This window comes from Streptomyces sp. NPDC048291 (assembly GCF_043201715.1).
In the GTDB taxonomy this organism is placed as follows: Bacteria; Actinomycetota; Actinomycetes; order Streptomycetales; family Streptomycetaceae; genus Streptomyces.
In genome coordinates this window covers 309,515-335,968 of the sequence record NZ_JBICZC010000004.1, presented here as the reverse complement: position 1 = coordinate 335,968, position 26,454 = coordinate 309,515, and the positions used below count along the sequence as shown (strand labels likewise).

Genomic DNA, 26,454 nt, shown 5'->3' with positions numbered 1-26,454 from the left:
TTGTCCATGGCCGTTCCCAGACCGCAGACACATCAGTTCGAGGCGTTCATGACGAACCTGTCGTACGCCCGGCGCATGGTCGAGGCGGGCCGGATACTCACCCCCTTCGATTCCCCGACGATCGATATCGACGACTTCTACCGCGCGGCCTGGGTGCAGGCGGTCGCCGCCATCGACCACTGGCTGCACGAGGAGGTACTGCGCAGGGTCGCCGAGCTGGCAGCCAAGGACAGCCCCGACATGCCGCATCAACTGCGTGTGTACGAATTGCCACTGCACAGGGTCGAGGCGGTACGGAAGGGTGATGTGACTCTTTCCGATGCCGTTGTCGAACATCTGCGGGACAAACTCGCCGCCCAGTCTCTCCAGCACCCCGGAAAGATCTCGGAAGTGCTCAAGCTCGTCACGGAGAAGAAGGTCTGGTACCTGTCCGCCGGATGGATCAACCAGACCTTCTTCCAGGGACGCACCTCGCTCAACGAGAAGACGCTTCGCGGCCGTTATCTGGAGATCACGCAACGCCGCAACAAGATCGCGCACGACGCCGACCTGATCGACGGGGACTTGAAGCAGCGCCGTCCCATCGACGAGGCGTCCGTGAACGACGCCATCGACTGGATCGAGCGCATCGCGCTGGCCATAGCGCATGTGATCGACGACGAGGGAGAGTGACGGCCGGGCGGGGAGGTGGCACGGCTGTCGGTGTCGTTTCGTAGGGTGGGCACATGACGGAACTGCCCTCCCGGCGTCTGTTGCTCGTGCACGCGCACCCGGACGACGAGTCGATCAACAACGGAGCCACCATGGCCCGCTATGCGGCCCACGGTGCCCATGTGACGCTGGTCACCTGCACGCTCGGCGAGGGCGGCGAGGTCATCCCGCCCGAGCTGCGGCATCTCACCGGCCCCGCCCTGGGCGAGTACCGGCTGGGCGAGCTCGGCGCCGCCATGCGCGAGCTCGGCGTCGGCGACTTCCGGCTGCTCGGCGGCCCCGGCCGCTACCGCGACTCCGGCATGATGGGCGTGCCCGACAACGACGCGCCCGACTGCTTCTGGCAGGCGGACCTCGACGAGGCCGCCGGACACCTGGCCGAGGTGATCCTGGAGATCCGCCCCCAGGTCCTCGTCACCTACGACGACAACGGCGGGTACGGCCATCCGGACCACATCCAGGCCCACCGCGTCGCCATGAGAGCCGTCGAACTGGCCGCCGAGGCCGGCCACCGCATCCCCAAGGTCTACTGGAACCGCGTGCCGCGCACCGTCGCCGAGGCCGCCTTCGCCGGACTCCGGGACGACCTGCCGGAGCTGCCCTTCGCCAAGTCCGCCGCCGTCGACGACGTACCGGGCGTGGTCGACGACCGCCGGATCACCGCCGAGATCGACGGCACCCCGTACGCCGCCGCGAAGGCCGCCGCGATGGCCGCCCACGCCACCCAGGTCGAGGTGGCACCGCACGGCGCCTGCTACTTCGCGCTCTCCAACGAGCTGGCCCAGCCCCTGTTCACCACGGAGTTCTACGAGTTGGCGGGCGGCGAGCCGGGCGCGGCGCGCGAGACCGATCTCTTCGCCGGCCTCGGGGAGGCGTCATGAGTTCCGGTGGACGCGGGTCGATGCTCGCGCAGCCGCTGCAGGCGCCCTCCGCGGGGCGCGTCGCGGCCCTCGTCGGGCTGGTCGTGCTCGGGGCCGTGGTCGGCGCCGCGGGCGCCCTCGTGCAGGCCGGCTGGTTCCCGGGCGGGCTGCTGCTCGCCCTGGCCGGCGCCGCCGGGGTCTTCCTCGGCGGGGCCCGGGCCGTGGCGAGCCGCTCCGGGGCCGTCGCGCCCGCGTTCGGCTGGGTCGTCGCCGTCATCTTCCTCACCGCCAGCAGACCGGAGGGAGACTTCCTGTTCGGCGCGGGAGGCGGCTCGTACCTCTTCCTGCTCGGCGGCATGGCGTTGGCTGTGATCTGCGCCACAATAGGTTTGGGGCGGCAACCTGAAGCGGGCGACGCCCGACTTGGCAAGTGACGTACTACTTCGCCGTGGGGCGCCCGTGCGAGTCCGGTGTGGGTTTCCCCAGCGGTCATGGGATAAGCGTCAGAAGTGGCCAGTATGGTGGTGCGCGCCGCCGAGCCGCCCCAGCAAGGTCGTCACGGGCGGTGGAGCCAACCGGGAGAACCTGCCTTGAGTCGTGAAACTGACACTCCGTCCTCCGGGCCCGACGGGCGCGGCGGATCCGCGTACCCCTCGGGCACGCCGCCGTACGGGACCCCGATGGCTTCCGACGACGGTACCGACGCGGCCCGTTCGGCCGCGCGGCCGGAGGAACGCAAGACCGAGACCACGCTGACGACCCGGATCCGGATCAACATCCCCGGTTCCCGGCCGATTCCGCCCGTGGTCGTCCGCACCCCGGTCGCGGACGTCGAGGGCGGCACGGCCGCCCCGGGCATGAGCGGTACGGCCGAGGAGACGGGCACGCACGCGCGGCCGGCGGGCGCCGCCACGCCCACCGGCAACGCCGAGCCGCCCGCCGCCGAACCGGCGCCCGCGCCCACCACCGACTGGTTCGCGCCACGCAAGTCCGGCCCCGCCAAGGGCGGACAGCGCGCCGGCGCCACCAACGGGGCGGGTGCACCCGGCGGTTCGCCCGCTGCCTCACCGAACCCTTCGGGTGCGGCGCGTCCGAACGGCGGCGGCGCCCCCCGCTCCGGCGCCGCGAACGGCGGCCGTCCCGGCGGTGTCGTCGGCTCCATGAGCGTGCCGGGCGCGTCCCGGCCCGGCGCGACCAACGGCGCGGGGCTGCCCGCGGGCGCGACCGGCGGCCCGGTGGCCCCCGGCCACGGCGGTGGCACCGGCTCCTTCGACGTGACCGAGGCGCTCGCCGCGGGCCCGCTCGGCGGCTCCCGCGGCGGCCCGGCGAACGGCGGCGACGCCCGCCGCGACGACCTGCCCTACTTCTCCGACAACGGCGGCCAGAGCGGCCCCGGCATGCCCGGCGGCGGCCCGGCCGGTCCCGGCGGCCCCAGCGGCTTCAGCGGACCCGGGGGACCCGGCGGCCTCGGCGGCCCGCAGGGCCCGGCGGGCCCCACCGGCGGCCCGGTCACCGGCGACGGCCCGTTCGTCCCGCCGGTCAACGGCGGCGAGCCCTTCGCAGGCCAGACCGGCCCGGGCGGTCCGGGTGGTCCCAACGGCGCGGCAGGCGGAGCCTTCGGCGGCGGTGAGCCCTTCGGCGCCCCGAGCGGTCCCGCGGGCCCCGGCGGCCCCCGCGCCCGTGGCGCCCAGGCCGGGCCCGGCGCCCGCACCGCGCCCGGCGGCCCCGGCATGCCCGGCGGTGGTCTGAGCGACGACACCGCGATCCTCACCCCGCAGAAGCCCGCCCCCGAACCGGGCATGCCCGGCTACGGCTTCCCGGCGGGTTCCCCGGCAGACAACGTCTCCGGGCACACCGTCACCAGCGGCATCCCGGTCGTACCGCCGGGCACGGGCTCCCCGTTCGCGCCGGGCGCGCCCGCCGACGGGCCGCTGCCGCACACGCCCCCGAAGCTGCCCGAGCCGGTCTCGCCGCCTCCGGCCGAGGCCAAGGGCAAGGGCAAGGCGAAGGCCAAGAAGAAGCGCGGCAAGCTGCCGCTGCTCGGCGGCGTCGTGGTGGTCGCGGGCGTCGGCGTCTACGGCGCCGGGCTGCTCATGAACCACTCCGACGTCCCCAAGGGCACCACCGTGCTCGGCGTCGACATCGGCGGCGGCACCCGCGACGACGCCGTCAAGAAGCTCGACGGCGCCTTCGGGAAATGGGTGAACAAGCCGCTGAAGCTGTCCGTCGACGGCAAGACCGTCTCGCTGCCGCCGGACCAGGCGGGCCTCCAGTTCGACATGCAGAACACCGTCGAGGCGGCGGCCAAGAGCGACTACAACCCGGTCTCCGTGATCGGCTCCCTGTTCGGCCAGAAGCGGGTCGTCGACCCCGTCATGCCGGTCGACGAGGAGAAGCTCCAGGCCGCCCTCAAGGACCTCGGCGGCAGCTCGGGCTCGGTCACCGAGGGCACGATCAAGTTCACCTCCGGCAAGGCCGTCGCGGTCTACGGCAAGGCGGGCAAGGGCATCGACGCGGCCGGCTCCACGAAGGAGATCGAGCAGGCGTACAAGACGATGGTCGAGACCGGCACCGCCTCCCCGGTGAGCGTGCCGACGACCACCCAGCAGCCGACGGTCACCAACGCCGAGGTCGACCGCGAGATGAAGGCGTTCGCCGAGCCGGCGATGTCGGCGTTTGTCACGGTGAAGACGGACACCGGCGTCCAGCTGCAGTTCAGCCCCCAGAACTCCCTGTGGAAGTTCCTCCGGGTCAAGGTCGTCGACGGCAAACTCGTCGACAGCCCCGACCTGAACGCGCTCAAGGGGCTGTACGGCAACACCTTCGACAGCGTCAAGATCACCCGCGCCACCGGCGGCAAGACGGCCGTCACCCCGCAGGACGTCTATGTCGCCCTGCGCCAGGCCCTGCTGAGCAAGACCAACCGGGTGGGCGTCATCCAGACGAACCCGAGCTGACGCCCGACGAAGGGGCGCCCGGTGCTCACCGGGCGCCCCTTCGCGCATGTCAGGCGCTGCTCATGACATCTGTCATGCGGCTCTCCGGACGGTCGGCACTGCCCCCGGACAGGGGCTCGCCGTCAGCATGGAGGCATGACAACGACAGCGGCGACGACGGCCACCGGGACCCCGGTGGTGGTCGGGTTCGACCAAGTGAGCAAGACCTACGGGAACGTGCGGGCCGTCGACGGGCTGTCGCTGCGGCTGCACCCGGGGGAGACCGTGGCCCTGCTCGGGCCGAACGGCGCGGGCAAGTCCACCACGCTCGACCTGCTGCTCGGCCTCAAGCAGGCCGACGCCGGCACGGTGAGCGTGTTCGGCCTGAGCCCGCGTGAGGCCATCGTCGCCGGACGCGTGGGCGCGATGCTGCAGAGCGGCGGCCTGATGGACGAGGTCACGGTGGCCGAGCTCGTCAAGCTCGCCTGCCAGCTGCACCCCAAGCCCTACAAGGTCACCGACGTCCTCGCCCGCGCGGGCATCTCGCAGATCGCCGACCGCAAGGTCAACAAGCTCTCCGGCGGCCAGTCCCAGCGCGTCCGCTTCGCCCTCGCCACCGCGGGCGACAGCGACCTGATCGTCCTGGACGAGCCGACCACCGGCATGGACGTCTCCGCCCGCCAGGCGTTCTGGGCCACCATGCGCGAACAGGCCGACCAGGGGCGGACGGTCCTGTTCGCCACCCACTACCTCGAAGAGGCCGACGCCATCGCCGACCGGGTGCTGGTGCTGCACCGGGGGCGGCTGCTCGCCGACGGCACGGCCGCCGAGATCAAGGCGAAGGCCGGCGCCCGGCGGATCTCCTTCGACCTGGAGGGCGAGATCGACGAGGCCCCGCTGCGGGCGCTGCCCTTCCTCACCGCCGTCACTGTGTCAAAAAGCGGCTCCGCCGCGGGGAGCGGCCAGACCATCCGCATGCAGTCGTCCGACGCCGACGCCACCGTCCACGCCCTGTACGGCCTGGGCGTCTACCCCCGCAACCTCGAAGTCGCCGGGCTCGGCCTGGAGCAGGCCTTCGTCGCCATCACGGAGGCCGAAGAGGCCAAGGAGGCCACGCAGTCGTGAACGCCCTGATCAAGCTGGAACTCGCCCGCGCCCTGCGCAACCGCAAGTTCCTGTTCTTCTCGGTGATCTACCCCTCGATCATCTTCCTGCTGGTCGCCAGCCAGGGCGGCACCGGCGAGACCGTCGACAACTCCGGCCTGTCCGTCGCCGCCTACGTCATGGTCTCCATGGCCTCCTTCGGCGCCCTCACCGCCGTCCTGATGGGCAACAGCGAACGCATCGCCAAGGAGCGCGAGAGCGGCTGGGTACGGCAGCTGCGGCTGACCACGCTGCCCGGCCGCGGCTACGTCCTCGCCAAGACCGCCAGCGCCGCCGTGGTCAGCCTGCCGTCCATCGTGGTCGTCTTCCTGATCGCCGCCTCCGTGAAGCACGTACGCCTCGACGCCTGGCAGTGGTTCGCCCTCACCGGCGCGATCTGGGCCGGCAGCCTGGTCTTCGCCGCGCTCGGCGTCGCCATCGGGTACCTGGCGAGCGGCGACGCGGTCCGCCCGATCACGATGATCACCTACTTCGGCCTGTCGATCCTCGGCGGCCTGTGGTGGCCCTCCTCCTCCTTCCCGACCTGGCTCCAGGACATCGCGAAGTGGCTGCCCACGCACGCGTACGCTGCACTGGGACGGGCCATCGAGCAGAGCCGGGCCCCGCACGCCCAGGACATCGCCATCCTCGTCGTCTTCTTCGCCCTCTTCGTCGGCGGCGCGGCCTGGCTGTACCGGAAGGACACGCTGAAGGCGTGAGCACGATGACGGACGACCTGCGGTCGCAGGACGAGGCACGGGCGGACCGGCTGGTACGGATCGGCCGGCCGCCGCGCAGCCGGAGCGAGGCGATCCGCAAGCTGGTGTGGGTCCTGCCCTGGCTGGTCTTCCTGGCCTCCCCGGCGCAGGACCTGGCCTCCGGCCACCACACCACCGGGATCACGGCGGCCGGCTGGGCGGGCCTGACGGCCTTCGTCGGGATCTACCTGGCCGTCGTCTTCCGCCAGATGGGCCGGCCCTTCCGCGGCTGGGCGGTCGGCGCCGCGGTCGCCGTGGAGGCGACACTCGCGGTCACCCTGGCCTTCAGCCTCGGCGGCTCCTGGTTCGGCCTGTTCGTGTACGTCTCCGTGATGTGCGGGGTGACCTTCCCGCTGCGGATCGCCTACTGGACGATCCCGCTGACCACCGCCGCCATGATGCTGGCGGGCTGGTACGTCCACGACATGGACGAGGCCTGGGGCCTGTTCCTCGTGGTGCTCCTGGTCGGCTTCTCCATGACCGGCATACGGCAACTCGTCGCCACCACGATCGAGTTGCGCAAGGCCCGCGCCACCGTCGCCCAACTCGCCGCCAACGAGGAGCGGTTGCGCCTCGCCCGCGACCTGCACGACCTGCTGGGCCACTCGCTCTCCCTGATCACCCTGAAGAGCGAGCTGGCCGGCCGGATGCTCCCCGACCACCCCGACAAGGCGGCCCAGCAGGTCACCGACATCGAACAGGTGAGCCGCCAGGCCCTGGTGGACGTCCGCGAGGCGGTCACCGGCTACCGGCGGCCCCGGCTCGCCGCCGAACTGGCCGGCGCCCAGGTCGCCCTGACCGCCGCCGCCGTCACCGCCGAGGTCCCGGCCGACCCCGACCTGGCCGGCGTACCCGACGAAGGCGAGGCGGCCCTCGCGTGGACGCTGCGGGAGGCGATCACCAACGTCGTACGGCACAGCGGCGCGAGCGCCTGCACGGTGGAGCTGCTGCGCCGCCAGACCCTGGACGGCCCGGTCCTCGAACTCGCCGTCGAGGACAACGGTACGGGCGGCTCGGGCAAGGGCCCCGGCAACGGGCTCACCGGGCTCACCGAGCGCCTTGAGAAGGCGGGCGGCACGCTGGAGGCGGGCCGTCTGAAGCGCGGTTTCCGGCTGGTCGCCCGGGTCCCGCTCGACTCCGGCGGGGCCGTAGGATCCGGGGCATGAGCAGTACGATCAAGGTCCTCCTCGCCGAGGACCAGTCGATGGTCCGCGAGGCGCTGGCGGCCCTGCTGGGCCTGGAGGACGACATCGAGGTCGTCGCTCAGGTCGCCCGCGGCGACGAGGTGCTGGCCGCGGCGCAGGCGAACGACATCGACGTGGCCCTGCTCGACATCGAGATGCCGGGCTGCACGGGCATCGAGGCGGCGGCCCGGCTGCACAAGGCGCTGCCCGCGGTGAAGCTGGTCGTCCTCACCACCTTCGGCCGCCCCGGCTACCTCCGCAGCGCGATGGAGGCGGGCGCCGACGCGTTCCTCGTCAAGGACGCCCCCGCCGCCCAGCTCGCCGAGGCCGTCCGCAAGGTCCTCGCCGGCGAACGCGTCATCGACCCCACCCTCGCGGCAGCGGCCCTCGCCGAGGGCGCCAACCCCCTCACCGACCGCGAACGCGAGGTCCTGCGCGCGGCGGCCGACGGCTCCACGAACGCGGAACTGGCGGCGGCCCTGCACCTTTCCCAGGGGACGGTACGCAACTACCTCTCGACGGCCATTCAGAAACTGGCGGTCCGGAACAGAGCGGAAGCGGTCCGCATCGCGCGGGAGAAGGGCTGGCTGTAGGCCGGTTCAGGGGTTGCGGCCGACCGGGCACCGCCGAATCACGCCGTCTCGGCCGAGCGCCGTTGCGGCGGATCGAAGAGACCGGTGGAGGGGAGCCGGCGGGGGAGTGGGGGTTGGCGAGTGGTGGCGACGGGAGTTGGTGTGAGTGGCGGCGACGGTGACGTGTCGGCGCCGGCAGCGCAGCTGACCGAGGGGCGCGGGGAACCGCGCGACCAGCCACGACGCACCCGCACGCGCCACACCACATGCACCCGCACGCGCGGAACGCACCCCTACGGCGAACGGTTCGGTAAAGCAGCTCAGTTGAGACGAGCCCGAGCCGCCCGTGCCTCCCCCCGCACCTTCTCCGCCGCCCCCTCGTCGACCACGTCGATCAGCCCCGCGTACTTCTCCAACTCCTCCGCGCCGTCGGTGAACTCGCCCCGCTCCACCAGCAACCGCGCCCGCTCGTACCGCAGTCGCGCCGGATGCGACGGCAGCAGCAGCGACAGGTCGACCGCCCACAGCCCCACGTCCGACCGCTCGGGGCGGGCCGCCGCCCACGCCCGTACGTTGTTCAGGATCCGCCGGACGACGTCCAGGGGATCGGCCGGCTCCAGCATCGCCGGCTCCAGCGGCACCCCCGCCGCCCCGACCACCAGCAGCTCCGCGTCCGACCCGGTCAGCACCCGCCCCCCATCGAACGGATCGGCCAGCACCTGCTCCTCGGCCGGCCCGAACCCGACCACGAAGTGCCCCGGCAGCGCGACCCCGTACACCGGCGCCCCGGCCCGCCGCGTGACCTCCAGCCACACCACGGAGAGCAGGATCGGCAGCCCGCGCCGCCGCCGCAGCACCTCGTGCAGCAGCGAGGACTCCAGCCGCTGGTAGTCCCCGGCGGTGCCCCGGAAACCGAACCGTTCGCCCAGCACCCGGTGCGCCGCCGCGGCCCACGCGTGCGGCCCGCCCGGCCGGTACGGCAGCTGCCCGGCCAGCCGGTCCAGTTCCATCTGCGCCGCGTCGATCCCTGCCTCGTCCAGCGAGCCGTCGCCCGCCGCGCCCGCCAGCAGGCACAGCGCCGCCAGATCGGGCCGCTCGGACCGCGCCTCCTCGGCGAACCGCCGCCGTACCTCGGCGGCCCGCTCCGACGACGGCGGACGTGGATGTGGATGCGGCTGACCGGAAGCCATAGCTGTCTCGTGCCCCTTCGGAATGATCGGTACCGCCTCGGCGCCCGGATTCAGGAGCCGTCCGCCTCCGGCGCCCGGTAGTGGTGGTACGCGTGGTGCGCCGCGAAGCCCAGCCGCCCGTACAGCGCCAGCGCCCCCGGGTTGTCCGTCTCCACCTGCAACCAGGCCGCCGACGCGCCCTCCGCCAGCGCCCGCCGGGCGAGCGCGGCCATGACCTCGGTGGCCAGCCCCCGCCGCCGCAGCCCCGGATCCACCTCGACGGCGGCGAACCCGGCCCACCGGCCGTCCACCACCAGCCGCCCGATCGCCGCCGGGGCATCCCCCTCGGCCCCCGGCACGGTGGCGAACCACACCGAAGGACCGCTCCCCAGCACCTTCAGCGCGACCTCGCTCATCCCCTTGCGCTGGTACCGCGCCAGCCAGTCCTCGCCGGCCTCCCGGGAGAGCAGCACCCCGGCCCCCTCCGCCCGGTCCGCTACCGGCGCCAGCCCCCCGACCCACAGCTCGGCACTCACCTCACGCAGCCACCCGCGCCGCTCCAGCTCCGCGCAGAGCAGCTCCTGGGTGCCCTCGGCGCCGGTCGCGGTCTGCACGTACGCGGGCAGCCCCCGCTCCTCGTACCACCGCCGTACGGCCGCCAGCGCCGCGTCCGGCGGCAGCCCGGGATCACCGAGCGGCAGCACGCTGTTGGCCCGCCGGGTGAACCCCCCGGCGGCCCGCAGCTCCCACTCGCCGAGCCGCTCGCTCTCCACCGGCCGCCAGCCGCGGGCGGCGACACGCGCGAGCTCCCGATAGGTCGCGGCGGGCCCCCTCCGGCGCGCCGGAGCGGCCGGTACCACCTTCGCCGCCACCAGCGCGGACTCCGGTATCCGGACGATTCCGCCGTCCCGCCGTGTGATCGTCAGCATGCCGTCGTCGTCCCATGATGTGAGAACACCCACCGTGTCGGTGAACTTCTCCCCGGCGACACCATTTCCGGCCAAACGGCGCACAGACACCCGTTTGCCCACGTCAGCAGCGGTGATACGGACCTCGAAGCGTCCTGCGGCAGAGATTTCCACTGGTCAGTTCACCCCTCCTGTTCGGATCATGCCCAGGAACGGAGATACTAGGGGCGGGCATCGACGACGCCGCGCTCCCGCGCGCCAGGCGGCGGAGCCTACGGAGGCCCGCCAGCGCCCATTCGAGGAGGAACGACAGCGTGACCTACGTCATCGCGCAGCCTTGTGTCGACGTGAAGGACAAGGCGTGCATCGAGGAGTGCCCGGTCGACTGCATCTACGAGGGCCAGCGGTCCTTGTACATCCACCCGGACGAATGCGTCGACTGTGGTGCCTGTGAGCCGGTCTGCCCGGTCGAGGCGATCTTCTACGAGGACGACACTCCGGAGGAGTGGAAGGACTACTACAAGGCCAACGTCGAGTTCTTCGACGACCTCGGTTCCCCGGGCGGCGCCAGCAAGCTGGGCCTGATCGAGCGCGACCACCCCTTCATCGCCGCGCTGCCCCCGCAGGCCGAGGCCGAGTAACCCGCACCGGCGGCCCGCCGCAACACCGTGCCGCCTCGGTCCCGTACGGCCTGATCACGCCCGATCGGCGCCGTACGGGGCCGAGGCGTTTGTCGTACCGGCCGCCGTCGGCTTTACCGGTCGTACCGAAGAAAGTGAGTCAGTCACCGTGTCCGCAGTCTCCGACCGTCTGCCCGCCTTCCCCTGGGACAAGCTGGAACCGTACAAGAAGACGGCGGCGGCGCACCCGGACGGCATCGTCGACCTGTCGGTCGGCACCCCGGTGGACCCGGTGCCCGACCTGATCCAGAAGGCCCTGATCGACGCGGCCGACTCGCCCGGCTACCCCACGGTCTGGGGCACTCCGGCGCTGCGCGACGCGATCACCGCGTGGGTCACCCGCCGCCTCGGCGCCCGGGACGTCACGCACCGCCACGTCCTGCCGATCGTCGGCTCCAAGGAACTGGTCGCCTGGCTCCCCACCCAGCTGGGCCTCGGCCCCGGCGACCGGGTGGCGTACCCGCGCCTCGCGTACCCCACCTACGAGGTCGGCGCCCGCCTCGCCCGCGCCGATCACGAGGTCTACGACGACCCGCGCGACCTGGACCCGGCCGGCCTGAGGCTCCTCTGGCTGAACTCCCCGTCCAACCCGACCGGCAAGGTCCTCCCGAAGCAGGAACTCACGGAGATCGTCGCCTGGGCCCGCGCCCACGGCATCCTGCTCTTCTCCGACGAGTGCTACCTCGAACTGGGCTGGGAGGCCGACCCGGTCTCGGTCCTGCACCCGGACGTCAACGGCGGCTCGTACGACGGCATCGTGGCCGTCCACTCGCTCTCCAAGCGCTCCAACCTCGCCGGCTACCGCGCGGCCTTCCTGGCCGGCGACCCGGCGGTCCTCGGGCCCCTCCTGGAGATCCGCAAGCACGGCGGCATGATGACATCGGCCCCGACGCAGGCGGCGGTGGTGGCGGCCCTCTCCGACGACACCCACGTCCAGGAGCAGCGGGAGCGGTACGCGGCCCGCCGCACCGCCCTGCGCGAGGCCCTCGTGTCCCACGGCTTCCGCATCGAACACAGCGAGGCGAGCCTCTACCTGTGGGCGACCCGCGAGGAGTCCTGCTGGGAGACGGTGTCCCACCTGGCCGACCTGGGCATCCTGGTCGCACCCGGCGACTTCTACGGCGAGGCGGGCGACAAGTTCGTCCGCGTGGCCCTGACGGCAACGGACGAACGCGTACGGGCAGCGGTGGCACGACTGGCCTGACCGGGCGCGGCTTCTCTGAAGCCCGCCCCGGCTGGAGCGCCCCTTCGGGGGCGCGGGGAACTGCGCGAACAACCCCCACCGGCCCGCAGCCGAAGCGCAACGCGAAGGGGCCCGGGGAAATCCCCGGGCCCCTTCGCGAGAGGCGGCTGAGCCACTCAGCCGATCGGCAGCCCCTTCACCGGCAGCCCACCCGTCGGCAGCCCACCCTTCGTCGCGGTGGCCGCCGTCTCACCCAGCAGCCCCCCGGCGGAGCCTGCCGCGTCGCCCGCGGTGTGCTGCACCACCGGCGCCGCCTTCTTGACGGCCTTGCCGCCGGTCTGGCCCGCGGCGGGCACCGCCGACTCGATCGCCGCGCCGCCGGTGCGGCCGACGGTCCCGGTGACGGTCTGCGCCGCCGCGTCGGCGGTGTTGCCGACGCTCGCCCCGTCCAGGGCGGTCAGGCCGCCGAGGCTCGGGGTGGCCGCCGGCAGGCTCGGGGCCGCGCCGGCGGAGCCGGCCGCACCGACCCCGGCTGCCGCTCCCGCTGCGACGAGCAGCGCGGCACGGGCGATCCGGCGGGTCAGGGGGAGGGACATGGTGCTCCATTCGACGGGAGGGAACGTGATCGCCGTGACTACCGACGCGAAGCCCGCGAAGGTTGCGGAGGCCCAAGGTAAAGAGTTGATAACGCATCGCATTATCGGGTGTGGAGAAAAACGGGCAAACGGCGCACTGCAGGCGCTCCCGCAGAATCCTTACCGCCCAACGCTCCCAAGGGATTTCGCGCGTGCGCGAGTGACCGTGCGAAAACGTGAGCACACCACACGACCGGCGTGTCCCGGCTGACCCGCCGGAGGGACCCCCCGAACTACTGCCCGGTCACGATCCGCACCGAGCCCGCGGACTTCTCCGCTCCGCCCGTGCTCTGCGTACCGGACGGCGCCTGCCACTGGCTGTCCGTGCTCCCCGCGGTCCACTCCCGGCCCGCGTACGACACCCGCTCGATGTGCAGCGCCGACGCATTGGCCACCGCCCAGTGCGCCAGCTGCCAGCCCCGCTCGCTCTCGGTGCGCCCCGACTTGTCGGTCTTCTTCCCCTCCGGCACCGGCACGGTCACGGTCCGCCCGTGCGCCGTGGCGGTCACGCTGGGGGTGGGGGTGGGGGTCGGGGGCGGCGTGGTCGACCCGCTCACCTCGGCGCCGGCCTCCTCGACCGCGTCCCGCCCGAAGTCCCGCACGAGCGCGGTCCGCACCGCGTCCGGACCCGTCGCCGTGGCCGCCGTCGCGGTCCTGGCCGCCGGGCGCCCGTCGCAGGTCAGGGTGGCCGCGGCCTGCCCGGTCAGGGCCGCCGCGAGCAGTGTGGCGTCGGTCTCGTGCTTGGCGTACGCCTCCGGGTAGCCGCTGCGCTGCACGCGCTGCGCGGCCACCGTCAGCGGCAGGGTCTCGTAGTCGCGCACCTTGGCGAGGTGGGCGTAGAACATGCCCGCCGCGTACGCCGGGTCCAGGATCTGCTTCTCGGTGCCCCAGCCCTGCGAGGGCCGCTGCTGGAACAGGCCGAGCGAATCCCGGTCGCCGTGCTCGATGTTGAGCAGCCCCGACTCCTGGATCGCGGTCGCCAGGGCGATCGCCACGGCCCGCTCGGGCATGCCGCGGCCGGTGCCGACGGCGGCGATCGTCGCCGCGTTCACCGCCTGCTCGGGCGTGAACTGGTACGACTCGTCGTCGCTTCGGCCCGAGACGACCTTGCAGCCCTCGGCGCCACCGCCGCCGGTGACGTACTGGACGACCAGGTAGGCCGCGACGGCGGACAGGATGAGCAAGCCCGACACGAAACGCAGGACACGGCCGCGACGCTTGGGGCGGATGGGGGACGGCTCTGGCACCCGTACAACATACTGGAGGGTACGAGCTGCTCACCCCCGGGTCCGGAAGCCTGTGAACCCGCTTACGGAATCGCGGGCGCTAGGGTCGAGGTCATGGCCGACACCTCCCTTGACCTCTCGCTGGACGCCGCCGCGCTCACCGCGCGGCTCGTCGACCTCCCCTCCGAGAGCGGCACCGAGAAGCCGCTCGCGGACGCGATCGAGAGCGCGCTGCGCGCCCTGCCGCATCTGACGGTCGACAGGTTCGGCAACAACGTGATCGCCCGGACGAGCCTCGGCCGCCCCGAGCGCGTGATCCTGGCCGGCCACATCGACACCGTCCCCATCGCGGAGAACGTGCCCTCCCGCCTCGACGCGGACGGCGTGCTGTGGGGCTGCGGCACCTGCGACATGAAGTCGGGTGTCGCGGTCCAGCTGCGCATCGCGGCCACCGTCCCGGCCCCCAACCGCGACCTGACCTTCGTCTTCTACGACAACGAGGAGGTCGCCGCCGACCTCAACGGGCTCAAGCACGTCGCCGAGGCCCGTCCCGAGTGGCTGGCGGGCGACTTCGCGGTGCTGCTCGAACCCTCGGACGGCGAGGTCGAGGGCGGCTGCCAGGGCACCCTGCGCGTCCTGCTGAAGACCTCGGGCGAGCGGGCCCACTCGGCGCGCTCCTGGATGGGCTCCAACGCGATCCACGCTGCGGCCCCGATCCTGGCCCGCCTGGCCGCCTACGAGCCGCGCTACCCGGTCATCGACGGCCTGGAGTACCGCGAGGGCCTCAACGCGGTCGGCATCTCCGGCGGGGTCGCCGGCAACGTCATCCCCGACGCCTGCGTGGTCACCGTCAACTTCCGGTACGCCCCCGACCGTTCCGAGGCCGAGGCCGTCGCCCACGTCCGCGAGGTCTTCGCCGACTGCGGGGTCGAGGAGTTCGTGGTCGACGACCACAGCCCCGGCGCGCTGCCCGGCCTCTCCCACCCGGCCGCCGCGGCCTTCATCGAGGCGGTCGGCGGTACGCCGATGCCCAAGTACGGCTGGACCGACGTCTCCCGCTTCTCGTCCCTCGGCGTTCCCGCGGTCAACTACGGTCCCGGCAACCCGCACTTGGCGCACAAAAGGGATGAAAGGGTGGAAACCGCCAAGATCCTGGCGGGTGAGGAGCGGCTGCGTGCGTGGCTGACCAGCTGAGTCACACGGTGCCGCTGCGCACCGGACACGCCGACGTCCCGCGCCTGTAACCCGCGCGGATCTACGCTGAGGTGGAAACACCTGCAAGCGGAGGGAGCGCGCATATGCCTACCGGGAACCCCGAGGGGAAAAAGGTGCCGCCGGACGAGCAGCGCCTGGGACCGGTCCTCCGACGGCGCGGTCAGGTGACCGCGAGCACGACGGACCAGCGCCTGCTGGACGCGGGCGGTCCCTCCGACTGGGTCCACACGGACCCCTGGCGGGTGCTGCGCATCCAGTCGGAGTTCATCGAGGGCTTCGGCACGCTCGCCGAACTCCCGCCCGCGATCAGCGTGTTCGGCTCCGCTCGGACGCCGGTCGACTCGCCCGAGTACGAGGCGGGCGTGAAGCTGGGCCGCGGGCTGGTCGAGGCGGGCTGGGCCGTCATCACGGGCGGCGGGCCCGGCGCCATGGAGGCGGCGAACAAGGGTGCCCTCGAGGCGAGCGGCGTCTCGGTCGGCCTCGGCATCGAGCTCCCCTTCGAACAGGGCCTCAACCCGTACGTCGACATCGGCCTCAACTTCCGCTACTTCTTCGTGCGGAAGATGATGTTCGTCAAGTACGCACAGGGCTTCGTGGTCCTGCCCGGCGGCCTCGGCACCCTCGACGAGCTCTTCGAGGCCCTCACCCTCGTCCAGACCCAGAAGGTCACCCGCTTCCCGATCGTCCTGTTCGGCAGCGCGTACTGGGGCGGCCTCGTCGACTGGCTGCAGAACACGCTGGTGGCCCAGGGCAAGGCGGCGGAGAAGGACCTCCTGCTCTTCCACGTCACGGACGACGTGGACGAGGCGGTAGGCCTGGTCTCGAAGGAGGCGGCCCGCTAGAACGCCGCCCACCCACCCGACCGGCTCCGCTGAGAAGCCGACACCGAGGGGACTTGCCCCCACACCGTCCGACAGCACCGCATCGCGCCCCTCTCGGACCCCCGAGCCGACCGACGCACCTTGCGCCCCGCCGAGCCGGACGCGGTGGTGCACCTCTCGACCGACGGAGTCTGGCGCGTGGCGCACCTTGCGACCGACCGGGTCGGGTGTGGTGGTGTACCTCTTCACCGGCCGAGTCTGGTGCGTGGCGCACCTTGCGACCGACCGGGTCGGGTGTGGTGGTGTACCTCTTCACCGGCCGAGTCTGGTGCGTGGTGCGCCTTGCGACCGGCCGGGTCGGGTGTGGTGGTGTACCTCTTCACCGGCCGAGTCTGGTGCGTGGTGCGCCTTGCGACCGGCCGGGTCGGGTGTGGTGGTGCACCTCTCGACCGACGGAGTCTGGTGCGGTGGTGCACCTTGTGACCGGCCGAGTCTGGTGCGTGGTGCACTTTTCGACCGACCGGGTCGGGTGTGGTGGTGCACCTCTCCACCGACCGGCTCGGGTGCGGTGGTGCACTTCTCGGCCGACCGAGTCGGGTGGTGGGTGGGCGAAGGGCTTGGGGGTCCGGGGGCGGAGCCTCCAGGGTGCGGCGGGGCGGCCGGCGGCTAGGCCAGCCCCCGCCGGGCCACCGCCGGAGGCCGGTGGCCGGCGATCGACGCCACCATGTCCAGCACCTGGCGCGTCTCGGCCACCTCGTGGACCCGGTACACCTGCGCCCCCAGCCACGCCGACACCGCCGTCGTCGCCAGCGTCCCGATCACCCGCTCCTTTACCGGCCGGTCCAGCGTCTCGCCCACGAAGTCCTTGTTGGACAGGGAGACCAGCACCGGCCACCCCGTCTCCACCATCTCGCCCAGCCGCCGCGTCGCCTCCAGGCTGTGCCGGGTGTTCTTGCCGAAGTCGTGCCCGGGATCGATCAGCACCGACTCCCGCGGCACCCCCAGTGCCACGGCCCGCTCGGCCAGACCCAGGGTCACCCGCAGGATGTCGGCCACGACGTCGTCGTACGTCACCCGGTGCGGCCGCGTCCGCGGTTCGGCTCCGCCCGCGTGCGTGCACACCAGCCCCACCCGGTACCGCGCCGCGACCTCGGCCAGCCCCGGGTCGACCCCGCCCCACGCGTCGTTCAGCAGATCCGCCCCGGCCGCGCAGGCGGCCTCGCCGACCGACGCCCGCCAGGTGTCCACGCTGATCACGACGTCCGGGAAGCTGCCGCGCACCTCCGCGACGAACCCGACGATGCGCCGTGCCTCCTCCTCGGCGGTGACCTCCTCGCCCGGCCCGGCCTTCACCCCGCCGATGTCGATGATCGCGGCCCCCTCGGCGACCGCCTGCTCCACGCGCGCGAGGGCCGGCTCGTCGCGGAAGGTCGCCCCCTGGTCGTAGAAGGAGTCCGGCGTCCGGTTCACGATGGCCATGACCACCGGTTCGTTCGGCCCGAATTCCCGCCTGCCCAGCCTGAGCATCGCCTGTGACCTCCCGTAGTAATTCCCTCGGTACGACCGCCTGCGACCCTAACTGTCAGACTCGCATGGCACGATCGGACACAGACACATTCGTCACCGAGCACGCTGAGCACACTGAGCACACGAGTGCTGCTGCACCGAGCTCCACCGAGCCTGGGGGCCCACCGCGATGGTTATGTTCCTGTTCCTCGTCGTCGCGCTGGCGGTCGTGGTCGCCGCGGTCACCCTCTCCGTGGTGAGCGGCGGAGAGAGCGGACCGCTGCCCGAGGTGGCCCCCGAGCGCTTCGAGGACCCGCTGCCCCCGGACCGCCCGGTGAACCGCGCGGACGTGGAGAGCATCCGCTTCCCGCTCGTCCCGCGCGGCTACCGCATGGCGGACGTCGACGACGCGCTCAGCCGCCTCGGCGCCGAGCTCGCGGAGCGCGACGCCCGGATCGCCGACCTGGAGTCCGCGCTGGCCGGCGCCCAGGCCGGGCCGCGCGGACCGCACAGCTCGCACATGTCGCTGGACAAGCCCGAGCCGGAGGACCGGCCGTGAGCGAGACGCCCGGCATGATCGAAGGAGCGGCGGTTCCCGGGCCGGACGGCAGGCTGCGCTGCCCCTGGGCGCTGTCCACCGAGGACTACGTGGCGTACCACGACGAGGAGTGGGGCCGCCCGGTCCACGGCGACGGCGCCCTCTACGAACGCCTCAGCCTGGAGGCCTTCCAGTCCGGCCTCTCCTGGATCACGATCCTGCGCCGCCGCCCCGGCTTCCGGGCCGCCTTCGCCGACTTCCACATCGACAAGGTGGCCGCGTTCACCGACGAGGACCGCGAGCGCCTGCTGGCCGACCCGGGCATCATCCGCAACAGGGCGAAGATCGACGCGACGATGGCCAACGCGAAGGTCCTGGCGGAGTGGCGGCAGGGCGAGCTGGACGAGCTGATCTGGTCGCACGCCCCGGAGCCGGGCACCTACCCGGCTCCGAGGACCATCGCCGACGTCCCGCCGGTGACCCCCGAGTCGACGGCCCTGTCCAAGGCCCTCAAGAAGCGCGGCCTGCGCTTCATCGGCCCGACGACGGCATACGCCCTCATGCAGGCCTGCGGCCTGGTCAACGACCACCTGGAAACCTGCGTCGCGAGGAGCGCCTCTTAGGGGCGCGGGGAACTGCGCGATCAACCCCCGCCTGCCCGCAGTTCCCCCCAACCGTCACCGCCCCAAATACTTGGGCTTCTCCTTGTTCACAAAGGCCTGCACGGCGATGCCGTGATCCTCGGACGCCCCGGCCCGGGCCTGCAGCTCGTCCTCCTTGTCGAGCGTCTCGTCGAGGGAGTGCGTGAGCCCGTAGGCGACGGCCTCCTTCAGCGCCGCGTACGCCACGGTCGGCCCTTCGGCCAGTTTCCGGGCCGCCTTCTCGGCCTCGGCCCGCAGCTCGGCCGAAGGCACCACCTTGTTCGCGATGCCCAGCTCGTACGCGTCCTGCGCACTGATGCTCCGCGGAAAGAGCAGCAGGTCGGCGGCGCGGCCCGGCCCCACGACCCGCGGCAGCGTCCACGAGACGCCGGAGTCCGCGGTCAGCGCCACCCCGGCGAACGACGTGTTGAACGCGGCCGTGTCGGCGACCACCCGGTAGTCCGCCGCGAGGGCGAACCCGAAGCCGGCGCCGGCGGCCACCCCGTTCACGGCGGCGACGACCGGCTTCGGCGCCGACACCAGCGCCCGGACGATCGGGTTGTAGTGCTCCCGTACCGTCGTCATCGTCTGCCCCGCCCCGGTCTCCCGGTCGGACGCGAGCAGCGTGATGTGTTCCTTGAGGTCCTGGCCCACGCAGAACGCCCGGTCCCCGGCGGCGGTCAGCAGGATCGCCCGGACGGCCGTGTCGGCCGCCGCTTCCTGTGCGGCCTCCCGAAGGGCCACCTTCGTCGCGATGTTCAGCGCGTTCATCGCCTCGGGGCGGTTCAGCGTGATCGTCGCGAGCCCGTCGCCCACCTCGTAGAGCACGGTGTCGGTCATGGAGCGTCCCCTCCGTCGTCGCGGCTGACGTACCGCTCAGTACGTCCGTGTCCGAAGGACAGCATGGCGGAGATCGTCGGCGGGGGACCGGAGCGGGCGTGTGACCTGCGTCAAAGAATTCCGGAGCCGACTCGGTCGGCGTAAGGACACGAGGTGGCGAAGTATCGCAGTCACATCGCCGAATTGGGTGGTTTTGCTCGCGTGCGTTGCCCAAGCGATGCCGACTGATGTTGGTCATCGGGTCCTGAGATGCGGGATAATGGCTTGGAAGCAATGTGTTCGATGCCGGAGTCGCGTGTCCCGCCAGAGACCGCGCGTGCCCTCGGGGGCCGTCGGCAGACGATGAGCTGTTTTCAGGAAGGGGAACCAGCATGGCGGCCATGAAGCCGCGGACGGGTGATGGCCCGCTCGAGGTGACCAAGGAGGGGCGGGGCATCGTCATGCGCGTTCCGCTCGAAGGCGGCGGTCGGCTCGTCGTCGAGCTGACCCCTGACGAGGCCGCGGCGCTTGCCGACGCCCTCAAGAACGTCGTCGTCTGAGGCGTCAGCGACCACACCCTTTCGGCCGCCCCGGCATCCTAAGCGGTGCCGGGGCGTTGCCGTGTTCCCGGGCCGCCGTGTCGGCCCCGGGTCCGTTCGTTCCCTGCCCGCGAGGGCTCTAGCGCTTGACCGCGCACAGCAGCCCGTCGCCCACCGGCAGCAGCGACGGCACCAGCTCCGGGCTCTCCCGGACCGTGCGCAGCAGCTCGCGCAGCCGCAGTACCTCGGTCGGCTGCGGCCCCGAGTCGACGGTGCGGCCGTTGGCGAAGACGCCCTCGAAGACCACCAGGCCACCCGGGCGCAGCAGGCGCAACGATTCAGCGAGGTAGTCGGAGTACTCCTGGCGGTCGCCGTCGCAGAAGACGAGGTCGTAGCCGGCGTCCGCGAGGCGGGGCAGCACGTCGGTGGCCCGGCCGGGGATGAAGCGGGCCCGGTTGCTGGCGAAGCCGCAGGCGCGGAAGGCCTGCCGCGCGAACTGCTGGTGCTCCGGCTCCGGATCCACGGTGGTCAGCACGCCGTCCGGACGCATGCCGTGCAGCAGGTACATCCCGGAGACCCCGCACCCGGTGCCGATCTCGGCGACCGCCTTGGCGTCCACGGAGGCGGCGAGCATGCGCAGCGCGGCGCCCGTGCCGGGCGACACCGAGCGCAGCCCTGCCTCGCGGGCCCGGTCACGGGCCCACCGCAGTGCTTCGTCCTCGGCGACAAAGGCGTCGGCGAACGCCCAGCTCGTCTGCCGGTTGCCGGTAATGACCCTCTCCTGTCCCCGTGGTTGCCTGGGCGTGACTGTATCCGTTGGTGTCGGGAACCCGCAGATGGGACCGGGCGTTTAGAGGGGTGGAAGACAAGGCGGGGGGACACGAATGGATCACGGTTACGAGACGGCGGCCGACCACCCGCTGTCGCAGCTGGATGAGCCGTACCAGCAGAGATCAAATTCTTGTAAAACCGCTTATCCGGTGCTAACGGGCGAGGTGGCTATGGTAGGGGCTCCACTGGACACCACCAGAGCCGACAGGGGAGGTGCGGCCGCGCCTGGGGATCGGGGAGGAGTGCTGCGGCGCTTCCTCGGATCGGCAGGCAGGCCGAAATCCGTGAACGACACCGCTGCTGACCCCAGCCACGCCGCCGCGCTCGCCATGGGCGAGGACCGGACCGCGACCTTCTCCACCGACGCGGACGGGCAGGCATGGACTCCGCCCACGTGGGAGGAGATCGTCAGCACGCACAGTGGCCGCGTCTACCGCCTGGCCTACCGTCTGACCGGCAACCAGCACGACGCCGAGGACCTCACCCAGGAGGTCTTCGTCCGCGTCTTCCGCTCCCTGTCGACCTACTCCCCGGGCACCTTCGAGGGCTGGCTGCACCGCATCACCACCAACCTGTTCCTCGACATGGTCCGCCGCAAGCAGCGCATCCGCTTCGACGCCCTCGGCGAGGACGCGGCCGAGCGCCTGCCCAGCCGCGAGCCCACCCCCTCGCAGGCCTTCAACGACGCGCACTTCGACGCCGACGTCCAGCAGGCCCTGGACACCCTCGCGCCCGAGTTCCGCGCCGCCGTCGTGCTCTGCGACATCGAGGGGCTGTCGTACGAGGAGATCGCCGCGACCCTCGGCGTCAAGCTCGGCACGGTCCGCTCCCGTATCCACCGCGGCCGTTCCCAGCTGCGCAAGGCCCTCGCGCACCGCTCCCCGGAGGCCCGCAAGGCCGAGCGCCGCTCCTTCGTGCCCCGTGTTCCCGCACTGGGAGGAGGGGGCGCGACCGCGTGAGTGGATCACGACCGAAACCGGCCGAGCGACAGCTCGCCGAACAGCACCTGGGAGACCGACTCTCCGCCCTGGTGGACGGAGAGCTCGGCCACGAGACGCGTGAGCGCGTCCTGGCCCACCTGGCGACCTGCGCCCGGTGCAAGGCCGAGGCGGACGCCCAGCGCGCCCTGAAGAGCGTCTTCGCGGCGACCGCCCCGCCCGCGCCCTCCGAGAGCTTCCTCGCCCGGCTCCAGGGGCTGCCCGCGGGCGGCGACCCGGACGGCGGCGGTTCGCCGTTCGGCGGGGGAGACCCCTCGGGACGCGGATCCGACAGCGGGGTCTTCGGCCTGAGCCGGGACGACCGCTTCGAGTTCGGTTACGTCCCCGCCCGCCCGCACGACCCGGCCGCGGCGGCCGGCCGGGGCTTCCGCATCCATCCCGTCGGCCGCCCGGACGGCGACCGCTCCGCCTCGCGGGGCATGCGGTTCGCGTTCGTCGCCGCCGGCGCGGTCTCGCTCGCCGCCGTCGCCCTCGGCGGCGTCACCGCGGGCCTCCCCGGCACCCCGGCCGCAGACGCCCGCAACGGCACCGGCGGCGGCAGCGTCGCCCCGGCCGGCACGGCGGGCTCGGGCACCGCGGGTACCGCCGACACGCAGCGCCGCCGCCTGCTCACCCCGCTGCTGTCGTCCGGCACCATGCTCGGCGGCACCCCCGCCATGCCCACCTCGGTCTCCGCACCGCTGCTGCCCGGAGTGCCCTCCCCGGCCGTCGCACAGCAGAGGCTGCGGGAGCTGACCGCACCGGTGATGGCCGGCGCGGCGGCGGTCTCCCCGCTGATACGACCGCTGAGCACCAACCCGCCGTTCGCCCTCACCTCCTGGACCACCGTCCCCGAGGCGACCGGCACCAGCCTGCTCGCCGCACCCGTCCCCGACACCACCTCGGCTCCCTCCGTCCCCTCCGCGTCCCCGTCCCGCTCCTCCCGCGCGGCCCGCTGACCGGTCGCGGCCCGCCGGCCGGTCGCTGCCCACCTGCTGAACGCCCCTGCGCGGCGACTCGCGAACCTGGTTGAATCCTGTGAGTCAGCCATGTCCGTCGCACCCGTGCGGGCACGGAGCCGACCTTCCGCGAGCCCGCCCGAGCGCAGGGCCGCGTGAGCCCGCGAGGAGACCATGGACGAGGGGATACCGACGGCACCGGCGACGTCCGGCGACACCACCGGCAGCGCCGCGTCCCTCCCACGGGAGGACGCGGCAGGGGCCGCGGTACAGCGGCGGCGGTCGCGGAGCCGGCGGACGTTCGCCGCGGGGGCGCTGGCGCTCTCCCTGCTCTCCGCCGCGGCCGGCGGGCTGGTCGGCGGCTACCTGCAGCGCACCGGCGGCCTGGAGTCCGTACAGCTGCCCCAGCCCGGACCGCCCCCGCACGGTGCGTCCCAGCCGGGCCCGCCGCCGCCCGGACCGCCGCCCGGCGGCGCCGCCGGGATCGACGCGCGGGCGCTGGCCGGCGTCGTCACCCTGCGGGTCACCGGCACCGGAACCGGCGAGCAGGCCACCGGCACCGGCTTCGTCATCGACACCCGCGGGCACATCCTCACCGACAGCCACGTCGTCGCCCCCGCGACCGCCGCGGGCGGCCGGATCACCGTGACGTTCAGCAGCGGCGCCACCGCCCGGGCGACCGTCGTCCGCCGGGACACCGGCTACGACCTCGCCGTCGTCCAGGTGAACGGCGTGCAGGACCTCACCCCGCTGCCGTTCGACCGGCCCGGCGACCGCTCCGGCTCCTCGGACAGGAACTGACAGAAACGTCACAGGCAGGGCCCCACTCGTGCCCCGACTAGGCAAACAACCCGGAAAACCCGTCGTACACACGCGGCCGGACACCTCGGGGCAGTACCGGTCGGACAGGTCCGGCGGGTACCGTGGACCCGGCCCGGACCACGGAACACCCGCAACAGCGACCGGAGGGCCGAGGACCGAGGACATCGCAAGGAGCTTCAGGTGTTCAATGACATAGGACCACTCGAGCTGGTGACGATCGTCGTGCTCGCCGTGCTCGTCTTCGGTCCGGACAAGCTCCCGAAGGTCATCCAGGACGTCATGCGGACCATCCGCAAGATCCGGGAGTTCTCGGAGAGCGCCAAGGAAGACATCCGGCAGGAACTCGGCCCGGAGTTCAAGGACTTCGAGCTGGAGGACCTCAACCCGAAGACCTTCATCCGCAAGCACCTGGACAGCGACGAGCTGGGGTTGAAGGAGATCCGCAACGGCTTCGACCTGAAGAAGGAGATGGCCGAGGTCACGGACGCGGTGCACAGCCGCGAGACCGATGCCTCGGCGTCGTCCTCCGGGAGCGGTTCGTCGGGGAGCGGTTCTTCGGGCGGCCGGATCGACATGACCAAGAAGCCGGAGGATCCGGGCACGGACGAGCGTCCGCCGTACGACGCGGACGCCACCTGAGTCCGGATCACCGACCCGCGCATGAGCGGCGCACGTGACGCGTTTCATACCGCGTGTGCGCCGCTCATTCGTCTCTTACGGCCCGAACCAGCCGCCCGTGCGACCCACGCACCGGGCGGTTTCGCGGCTGGTCCCAGCGGGGTCGATATGCTGCCGAGTTGTTGTGCGGACCGGACGAGTGCGCCCGAAGGGGGGCGGGCCGCCCCGGACCGACGAGAGCTAGGAGGCGTCCGGGCAGATGGAGACGACAAGTCGGGTGGACGGACAGGCGCCGGTCGTGGAGGGCGTGCAGCAGGCCCCCTCCGCCCGCCGCACGGTCGACGGCTACCTGGAGGCGCCCTTCCCCTGGTACGGCCTCGACGAGGCGTTCACGGGGCCGCGCTGGCTGATGCAGGTGGGTGTGGCGGCCGACGGTGCGGTGGAGCACGGGTCGATCGGGCACGGCGACGAGCCGTCGGTGCGGAACGAGCATCTTGCCTCGGCCGTCGGTGAGCCGCGGGAGAAGTTCGCGGTCGTCGTGACCGTCGCGGCGAGTCCGTCCCGGCGGAGCGCCGACGGGACGGGGCTGCTGGAGGCCACGTCGGTGTCGTCCGCGGCGTGGCTGGCCGGGGTCGGGCTGCTGTCCTTCACCTGGCCGGGGCAGATGGACCACAGCCTGCGGGACGACTGGCTGGAGCAGCAGACCGAGACGGCGTGGGAGCTGGCGGACGAGCTGGCCGGGCCGGAGTGGTCGACGCTGTCGCTACCGGTGGACGGGGTGGCTACGCCGTTCCACTACCGGGAGTCGGAGTTCGGCTGGGTGCTCGCCGGGTCCACGGAGGAGGGGGTGCACCTCGGGGCGTACGGGCGGGGGATGTCGGCCTATGGGCTGGGGTTCGCGGTGATCAAGGACGTTGCCGCGTACGCATGAGAAAAGGGGCGCCGGTGGTTTTGGCGCCCCTTCGCCGGGGGGGGGGTGAGTTCGCGACCGCGGGTGCGTGGTGGTTGATCGCGCAGTTCCCCGCGCCCCTGACGGGGCGCTACAGGTGCTGCTCAGAACTTGTTGCGCGGCGTGATGCCCAGGGACATGCCCGAGAGGCCTCGCTGCCTGCCGCCCAGCTTGCCGGCGATGCCGCGCAGGGCCGCGCCCGCCGGGGAGTCGGGGTCGGTGAGGACCACCGGCTTGCCCTCGTCGCCGCCCTCGCGGAGGCGGACGTCGATCGGGATCGAACCCAGGACCGGGACCGTCGCGCCCGTCGTGCGGGTCAGGCCGTCGGCGACGGTCTGACCGCCGCCCGTGCCGAAGACGTCGACCATCTCGCCGCAGTGCGGGCAGGGCAGGCCGGACATGTTCTCGACCACGCCGACGATCTTCTGGTGGGTCTGGACCGCGATCGAGCCGGCCCGCTCGGCGACCTCGGCCGCCGCCTGCTGAGGCGTCGTCACGACCAGGATCTCCGCGTTCGGGACCAGCTGGGCGACCGAGATGGCGATGTCGCCGGTGCCGGGCGGGAGGTCGAGGAGGAGGACGTCGAGGTCGCCCCAGTAGACGTCCGCGAGGAACTGCTGGAGGGCGCGGTGCAGCATCGGGCCGCGCCAGACGACCGGGGCGTTGCCCGGGGTGAACATGCCGATGGAGATGACCTTCACGCCGTTGGCCGACGGCGGCATGATCATGTTCTCGACCTGGGTCGGGCGGCCGTCCGCGCCGAGCATGCGCGGGACCGAGTGGCCGTAGATGTCCGCGTCGACCACGCCCACCTTGAGGCCGTCGGCGGCCATCGCGGCGGCGAGGTTGACCGTGACCGACGACTTGCCGACGCCGCCCTTGCCGGAGGCGACCGCGTAGACCCGGGTGAGGCTGCCGGGCTTGGCGAAGGGGACCTCGCGCTCGGCCTGGCCGCCGCGCAGGGCGGTCGCCAGCTCCTTGCGCTGCTCGTCGCTCATCACGTCCAGGGTGACGTCGACGCGGGTCACGCCCTCGACGCGGGAGACCGCGTCGGTGACGCGTTGGGTGATCGTGTCCCGCATGGGGCAGCCCGAGACCGTCAGGTACACGGTGACCGCGACCGCGCCGTCCTCCCCGATCTCCACCGATTTGACCATCCCCAGTTCGGTGATGGGTCGGTTGATCTCGGGGTCGTTCACCGTCGCCAGTGCCTCGCGCACCGCGTCTTCGCTAGCCATACCCCCGATGGTACGG

The 26,454-nt window shown here is 72.5% G+C and carries 28 protein-coding genes; 20 read left to right on the top strand and 8 right to left on the bottom strand.

What is annotated here, in order from left to right:
• The first annotated feature begins 6 nt into the window (after positions 1 to 6).
• The 8 genes from ACGF5O_RS12420 (at position 7) to ACGF5O_RS12385 (ending at position 8,185) form a co-directional block, all read left to right on the top strand.
• Positions 7 to 672 (top strand): hypothetical protein, encoded by a 666-nt coding sequence (locus ACGF5O_RS12420; RefSeq protein ID WP_393809836.1) that lies wholly within the window; start codon positions 7 to 9, stop codon positions 670 to 672.
• 53 nt (positions 673 to 725) lie between these two features.
• Complete coding sequence (mshB, locus tag ACGF5O_RS12415) at positions 726 to 1,592, top strand: N-acetyl-1-D-myo-inositol-2-amino-2-deoxy-alpha-D-glucopyranoside deacetylase (protein WP_393809835.1); 867 nt, start codon at positions 726 to 728, stop codon at positions 1,590 to 1,592.
• A complete protein-coding gene (locus tag ACGF5O_RS12410) occupies positions 1,589 to 2,005 on the top strand; it encodes a DUF6113 family protein (RefSeq protein WP_393809834.1) in 417 nt (138 codons plus the stop codon). The genes mshB and ACGF5O_RS12410 overlap by 4 nt, the downstream gene beginning before the upstream one ends.
• Before the next feature lie 156 nt (positions 2,006 to 2,161).
• Complete coding sequence (locus ACGF5O_RS12405; protein WP_393809833.1) at positions 2,162 to 4,528, top strand: hypothetical protein; 2,367 nt, start codon at positions 2,162 to 2,164, stop codon at positions 4,526 to 4,528.
• Positions 4,529 to 4,663: 135 nt separating this feature from the next.
• Positions 4,664 to 5,632, top strand: a complete 969-nt coding sequence (locus tag ACGF5O_RS12400) for an ABC transporter ATP-binding protein (protein ID WP_393809832.1) — start codon at positions 4,664 to 4,666, stop codon at positions 5,630 to 5,632.
• Entirely contained in the window at positions 5,629 to 6,369 is a 741-nt protein-coding gene (locus ACGF5O_RS12395; RefSeq protein ID WP_393809831.1) for an ABC transporter permease, read from the top strand. The genes ACGF5O_RS12400 and ACGF5O_RS12395 overlap by 4 nt, the downstream gene beginning before the upstream one ends.
• The gene (locus ACGF5O_RS12390; protein WP_393809830.1) at positions 6,366 to 7,574 is read left to right on the top strand and encodes a sensor histidine kinase; all 1,209 of its coding nucleotides are present in this window, start codon (positions 6,366 to 6,368) and stop codon (positions 7,572 to 7,574) included. Before ACGF5O_RS12395 ends, ACGF5O_RS12390 begins: the two co-directional genes overlap by 4 nt.
• Positions 7,571 to 8,185, top strand: coding sequence for a response regulator transcription factor (locus ACGF5O_RS12385; protein WP_361292164.1), 615 nt, complete (start codon positions 7,571 to 7,573; stop codon positions 8,183 to 8,185). The genes ACGF5O_RS12390 and ACGF5O_RS12385 overlap by 4 nt, the downstream gene beginning before the upstream one ends.
• A 299-nt stretch (positions 8,186 to 8,484) precedes the next feature.
• Here ACGF5O_RS12385 and ACGF5O_RS12380 read toward each other — a convergent pair whose 3' ends face one another.
• Together ACGF5O_RS12380 and ACGF5O_RS12375 are read right to left on the bottom strand one after the other, a co-directional pair.
• Positions 8,485 to 9,354: a transglutaminase-like domain-containing protein gene (locus tag ACGF5O_RS12380; protein WP_393809829.1), complete on the bottom strand. Its 870-nt coding sequence runs from the start codon at positions 9,352 to 9,354 to the stop codon at positions 8,485 to 8,487.
• Between the two features lie 50 nt (positions 9,355 to 9,404).
• Positions 9,405 to 10,415: a GNAT family N-acetyltransferase gene (locus tag ACGF5O_RS12375; RefSeq protein ID WP_393809828.1), complete on the bottom strand. Its 1,011-nt coding sequence runs from the start codon at positions 10,413 to 10,415 to the stop codon at positions 9,405 to 9,407.
• Between the two features lie 140 nt (positions 10,416 to 10,555).
• Between ACGF5O_RS12375 and fdxA the strand changes: the two genes are divergently transcribed.
• Together fdxA and ACGF5O_RS12365 are read left to right on the top strand one after the other, a co-directional pair.
• Positions 10,556 to 10,882 (top strand): ferredoxin, encoded by a 327-nt coding sequence (gene fdxA / locus ACGF5O_RS12370; protein ID WP_046730523.1) that lies wholly within the window; start codon positions 10,556 to 10,558, stop codon positions 10,880 to 10,882.
• A gap of 148 nt (positions 10,883 to 11,030) precedes the next feature.
• On the top strand, positions 11,031 to 12,125 hold the full coding sequence (locus ACGF5O_RS12365) for a bifunctional succinyldiaminopimelate transaminase/glutamate-prephenate aminotransferase (protein WP_393809827.1): 1,095 nt from the start codon (positions 11,031 to 11,033) through the stop codon (positions 12,123 to 12,125).
• Positions 12,126 to 12,280: 155 nt separating this feature from the next.
• Here ACGF5O_RS12365 and ACGF5O_RS12360 read toward each other — a convergent pair whose 3' ends face one another.
• Together ACGF5O_RS12360 and ACGF5O_RS12355 are read right to left on the bottom strand one after the other, a co-directional pair.
• Positions 12,281 to 12,700 (bottom strand): ATP-binding protein, encoded by a 420-nt coding sequence (locus tag ACGF5O_RS12360; RefSeq protein ID WP_393809826.1) that lies wholly within the window; start codon positions 12,698 to 12,700, stop codon positions 12,281 to 12,283.
• Between the two features lie 272 nt (positions 12,701 to 12,972).
• Positions 12,973 to 13,986 (bottom strand): heavy metal transporter, encoded by a 1,014-nt coding sequence (locus ACGF5O_RS12355; RefSeq protein ID WP_393809825.1) that lies wholly within the window; start codon positions 13,984 to 13,986, stop codon positions 12,973 to 12,975.
• A gap of 93 nt (positions 13,987 to 14,079) precedes the next feature.
• Between ACGF5O_RS12355 and dapE the strand changes: the two genes are divergently transcribed.
• Together dapE and ACGF5O_RS12345 are read left to right on the top strand one after the other, a co-directional pair.
• The gene (gene dapE / locus ACGF5O_RS12350) at positions 14,080 to 15,159 is read left to right on the top strand and encodes a succinyl-diaminopimelate desuccinylase (RefSeq protein ID WP_393809824.1); all 1,080 of its coding nucleotides are present in this window, start codon (positions 14,080 to 14,082) and stop codon (positions 15,157 to 15,159) included.
• Positions 15,160 to 15,263: 104 nt separating this feature from the next.
• Positions 15,264 to 16,022, top strand: coding sequence for a TIGR00730 family Rossman fold protein (locus ACGF5O_RS12345; protein ID WP_393809823.1), 759 nt, complete (start codon positions 15,264 to 15,266; stop codon positions 16,020 to 16,022).
• Positions 16,023 to 16,667: 645 nt separating this feature from the next.
• Here the strand turns inward: ACGF5O_RS12345 and folP are convergent.
• The gene (folP, locus tag ACGF5O_RS12340) at positions 16,668 to 17,528 is read right to left on the bottom strand and encodes a dihydropteroate synthase (RefSeq protein ID WP_393809822.1); all 861 of its coding nucleotides are present in this window, start codon (positions 17,526 to 17,528) and stop codon (positions 16,668 to 16,670) included.
• 169 nt (positions 17,529 to 17,697) lie between these two features.
• Between folP and ACGF5O_RS12335 the strand changes: the two genes are divergently transcribed.
• On the top strand, positions 17,698 to 18,066 hold the full coding sequence (locus tag ACGF5O_RS12335) for a DivIVA domain-containing protein (protein WP_393809821.1): 369 nt from the start codon (positions 17,698 to 17,700) through the stop codon (positions 18,064 to 18,066).
• A gap of 14 nt (positions 18,067 to 18,080) precedes the next feature.
• On the top strand, positions 18,081 to 18,668 hold the full coding sequence (locus tag ACGF5O_RS12330; RefSeq protein ID WP_393810125.1) for a DNA-3-methyladenine glycosylase I: 588 nt from the start codon (positions 18,081 to 18,083) through the stop codon (positions 18,666 to 18,668).
• Positions 18,669 to 18,722: 54 nt separating this feature from the next.
• Here the strand turns inward: ACGF5O_RS12330 and ACGF5O_RS12325 are convergent, their stop codons facing one another.
• The gene (locus tag ACGF5O_RS12325; protein ID WP_390046690.1) at positions 18,723 to 19,526 is read right to left on the bottom strand and encodes an enoyl-CoA hydratase/isomerase family protein; all 804 of its coding nucleotides are present in this window, start codon (positions 19,524 to 19,526) and stop codon (positions 18,723 to 18,725) included.
• A gap of 371 nt (positions 19,527 to 19,897) precedes the next feature.
• On the opposite strand from ACGF5O_RS12325, the gene ACGF5O_RS12320 reads away from it, so the two are divergent.
• A complete protein-coding gene (locus ACGF5O_RS12320; RefSeq protein WP_004950282.1) occupies positions 19,898 to 20,065 on the top strand; it encodes a DUF3117 domain-containing protein in 168 nt (55 codons plus the stop codon).
• Between the two features lie 118 nt (positions 20,066 to 20,183).
• Here ACGF5O_RS12320 and ACGF5O_RS12315 read toward each other — a convergent pair whose 3' ends face one another.
• Positions 20,184 to 20,882 carry an O-methyltransferase gene (locus ACGF5O_RS12315; protein ID WP_362595773.1) on the bottom strand — a complete coding sequence of 233 codons (699 nt, stop codon included), beginning with the start codon at positions 20,880 to 20,882 and terminating at the stop codon, positions 20,184 to 20,186.
• Between the two features lie 235 nt (positions 20,883 to 21,117).
• Here ACGF5O_RS12315 and sigE point away from each other — a divergent pair, with 235 nt between their 5' ends.
• The 5 genes from sigE (at position 21,118) to ACGF5O_RS12290 (ending at position 25,182) form a co-directional block, all read left to right on the top strand.
• Positions 21,118 to 21,834: an RNA polymerase sigma factor SigE gene (gene sigE / locus ACGF5O_RS12310; RefSeq protein WP_089098938.1), complete on the top strand. Its 717-nt coding sequence runs from the start codon at positions 21,118 to 21,120 to the stop codon at positions 21,832 to 21,834.
• Complete coding sequence (locus ACGF5O_RS12305; protein ID WP_393809820.1) at positions 21,831 to 22,811, top strand: anti-sigma factor; 981 nt, start codon at positions 21,831 to 21,833, stop codon at positions 22,809 to 22,811. The genes sigE and ACGF5O_RS12305 overlap by 4 nt, the downstream gene beginning before the upstream one ends.
• Before the next feature lie 174 nt (positions 22,812 to 22,985).
• A complete protein-coding gene (locus tag ACGF5O_RS12300; protein ID WP_393809819.1) occupies positions 22,986 to 23,612 on the top strand; it encodes a trypsin-like peptidase domain-containing protein in 627 nt (208 codons plus the stop codon).
• A 201-nt stretch (positions 23,613 to 23,813) separates the two neighbouring features.
• Complete coding sequence (locus ACGF5O_RS12295) at positions 23,814 to 24,272, top strand: sec-independent translocase (protein ID WP_393809818.1); 459 nt, start codon at positions 23,814 to 23,816, stop codon at positions 24,270 to 24,272.
• Between the two features lie 238 nt (positions 24,273 to 24,510).
• Entirely contained in the window at positions 24,511 to 25,182 is a 672-nt protein-coding gene (locus ACGF5O_RS12290) for a hypothetical protein (protein WP_393809817.1), read from the top strand.
• A gap of 122 nt (positions 25,183 to 25,304) precedes the next feature.
• On the opposite strand, the gene ACGF5O_RS12285 is transcribed toward ACGF5O_RS12290, so the two are convergent.
• Positions 25,305 to 26,438, bottom strand: a complete 1,134-nt coding sequence (locus ACGF5O_RS12285; protein WP_393809816.1) for an Mrp/NBP35 family ATP-binding protein — start codon at positions 26,436 to 26,438, stop codon at positions 25,305 to 25,307.
• Between the last annotated feature and the right edge of the window lie 16 nt (positions 26,439 to 26,454).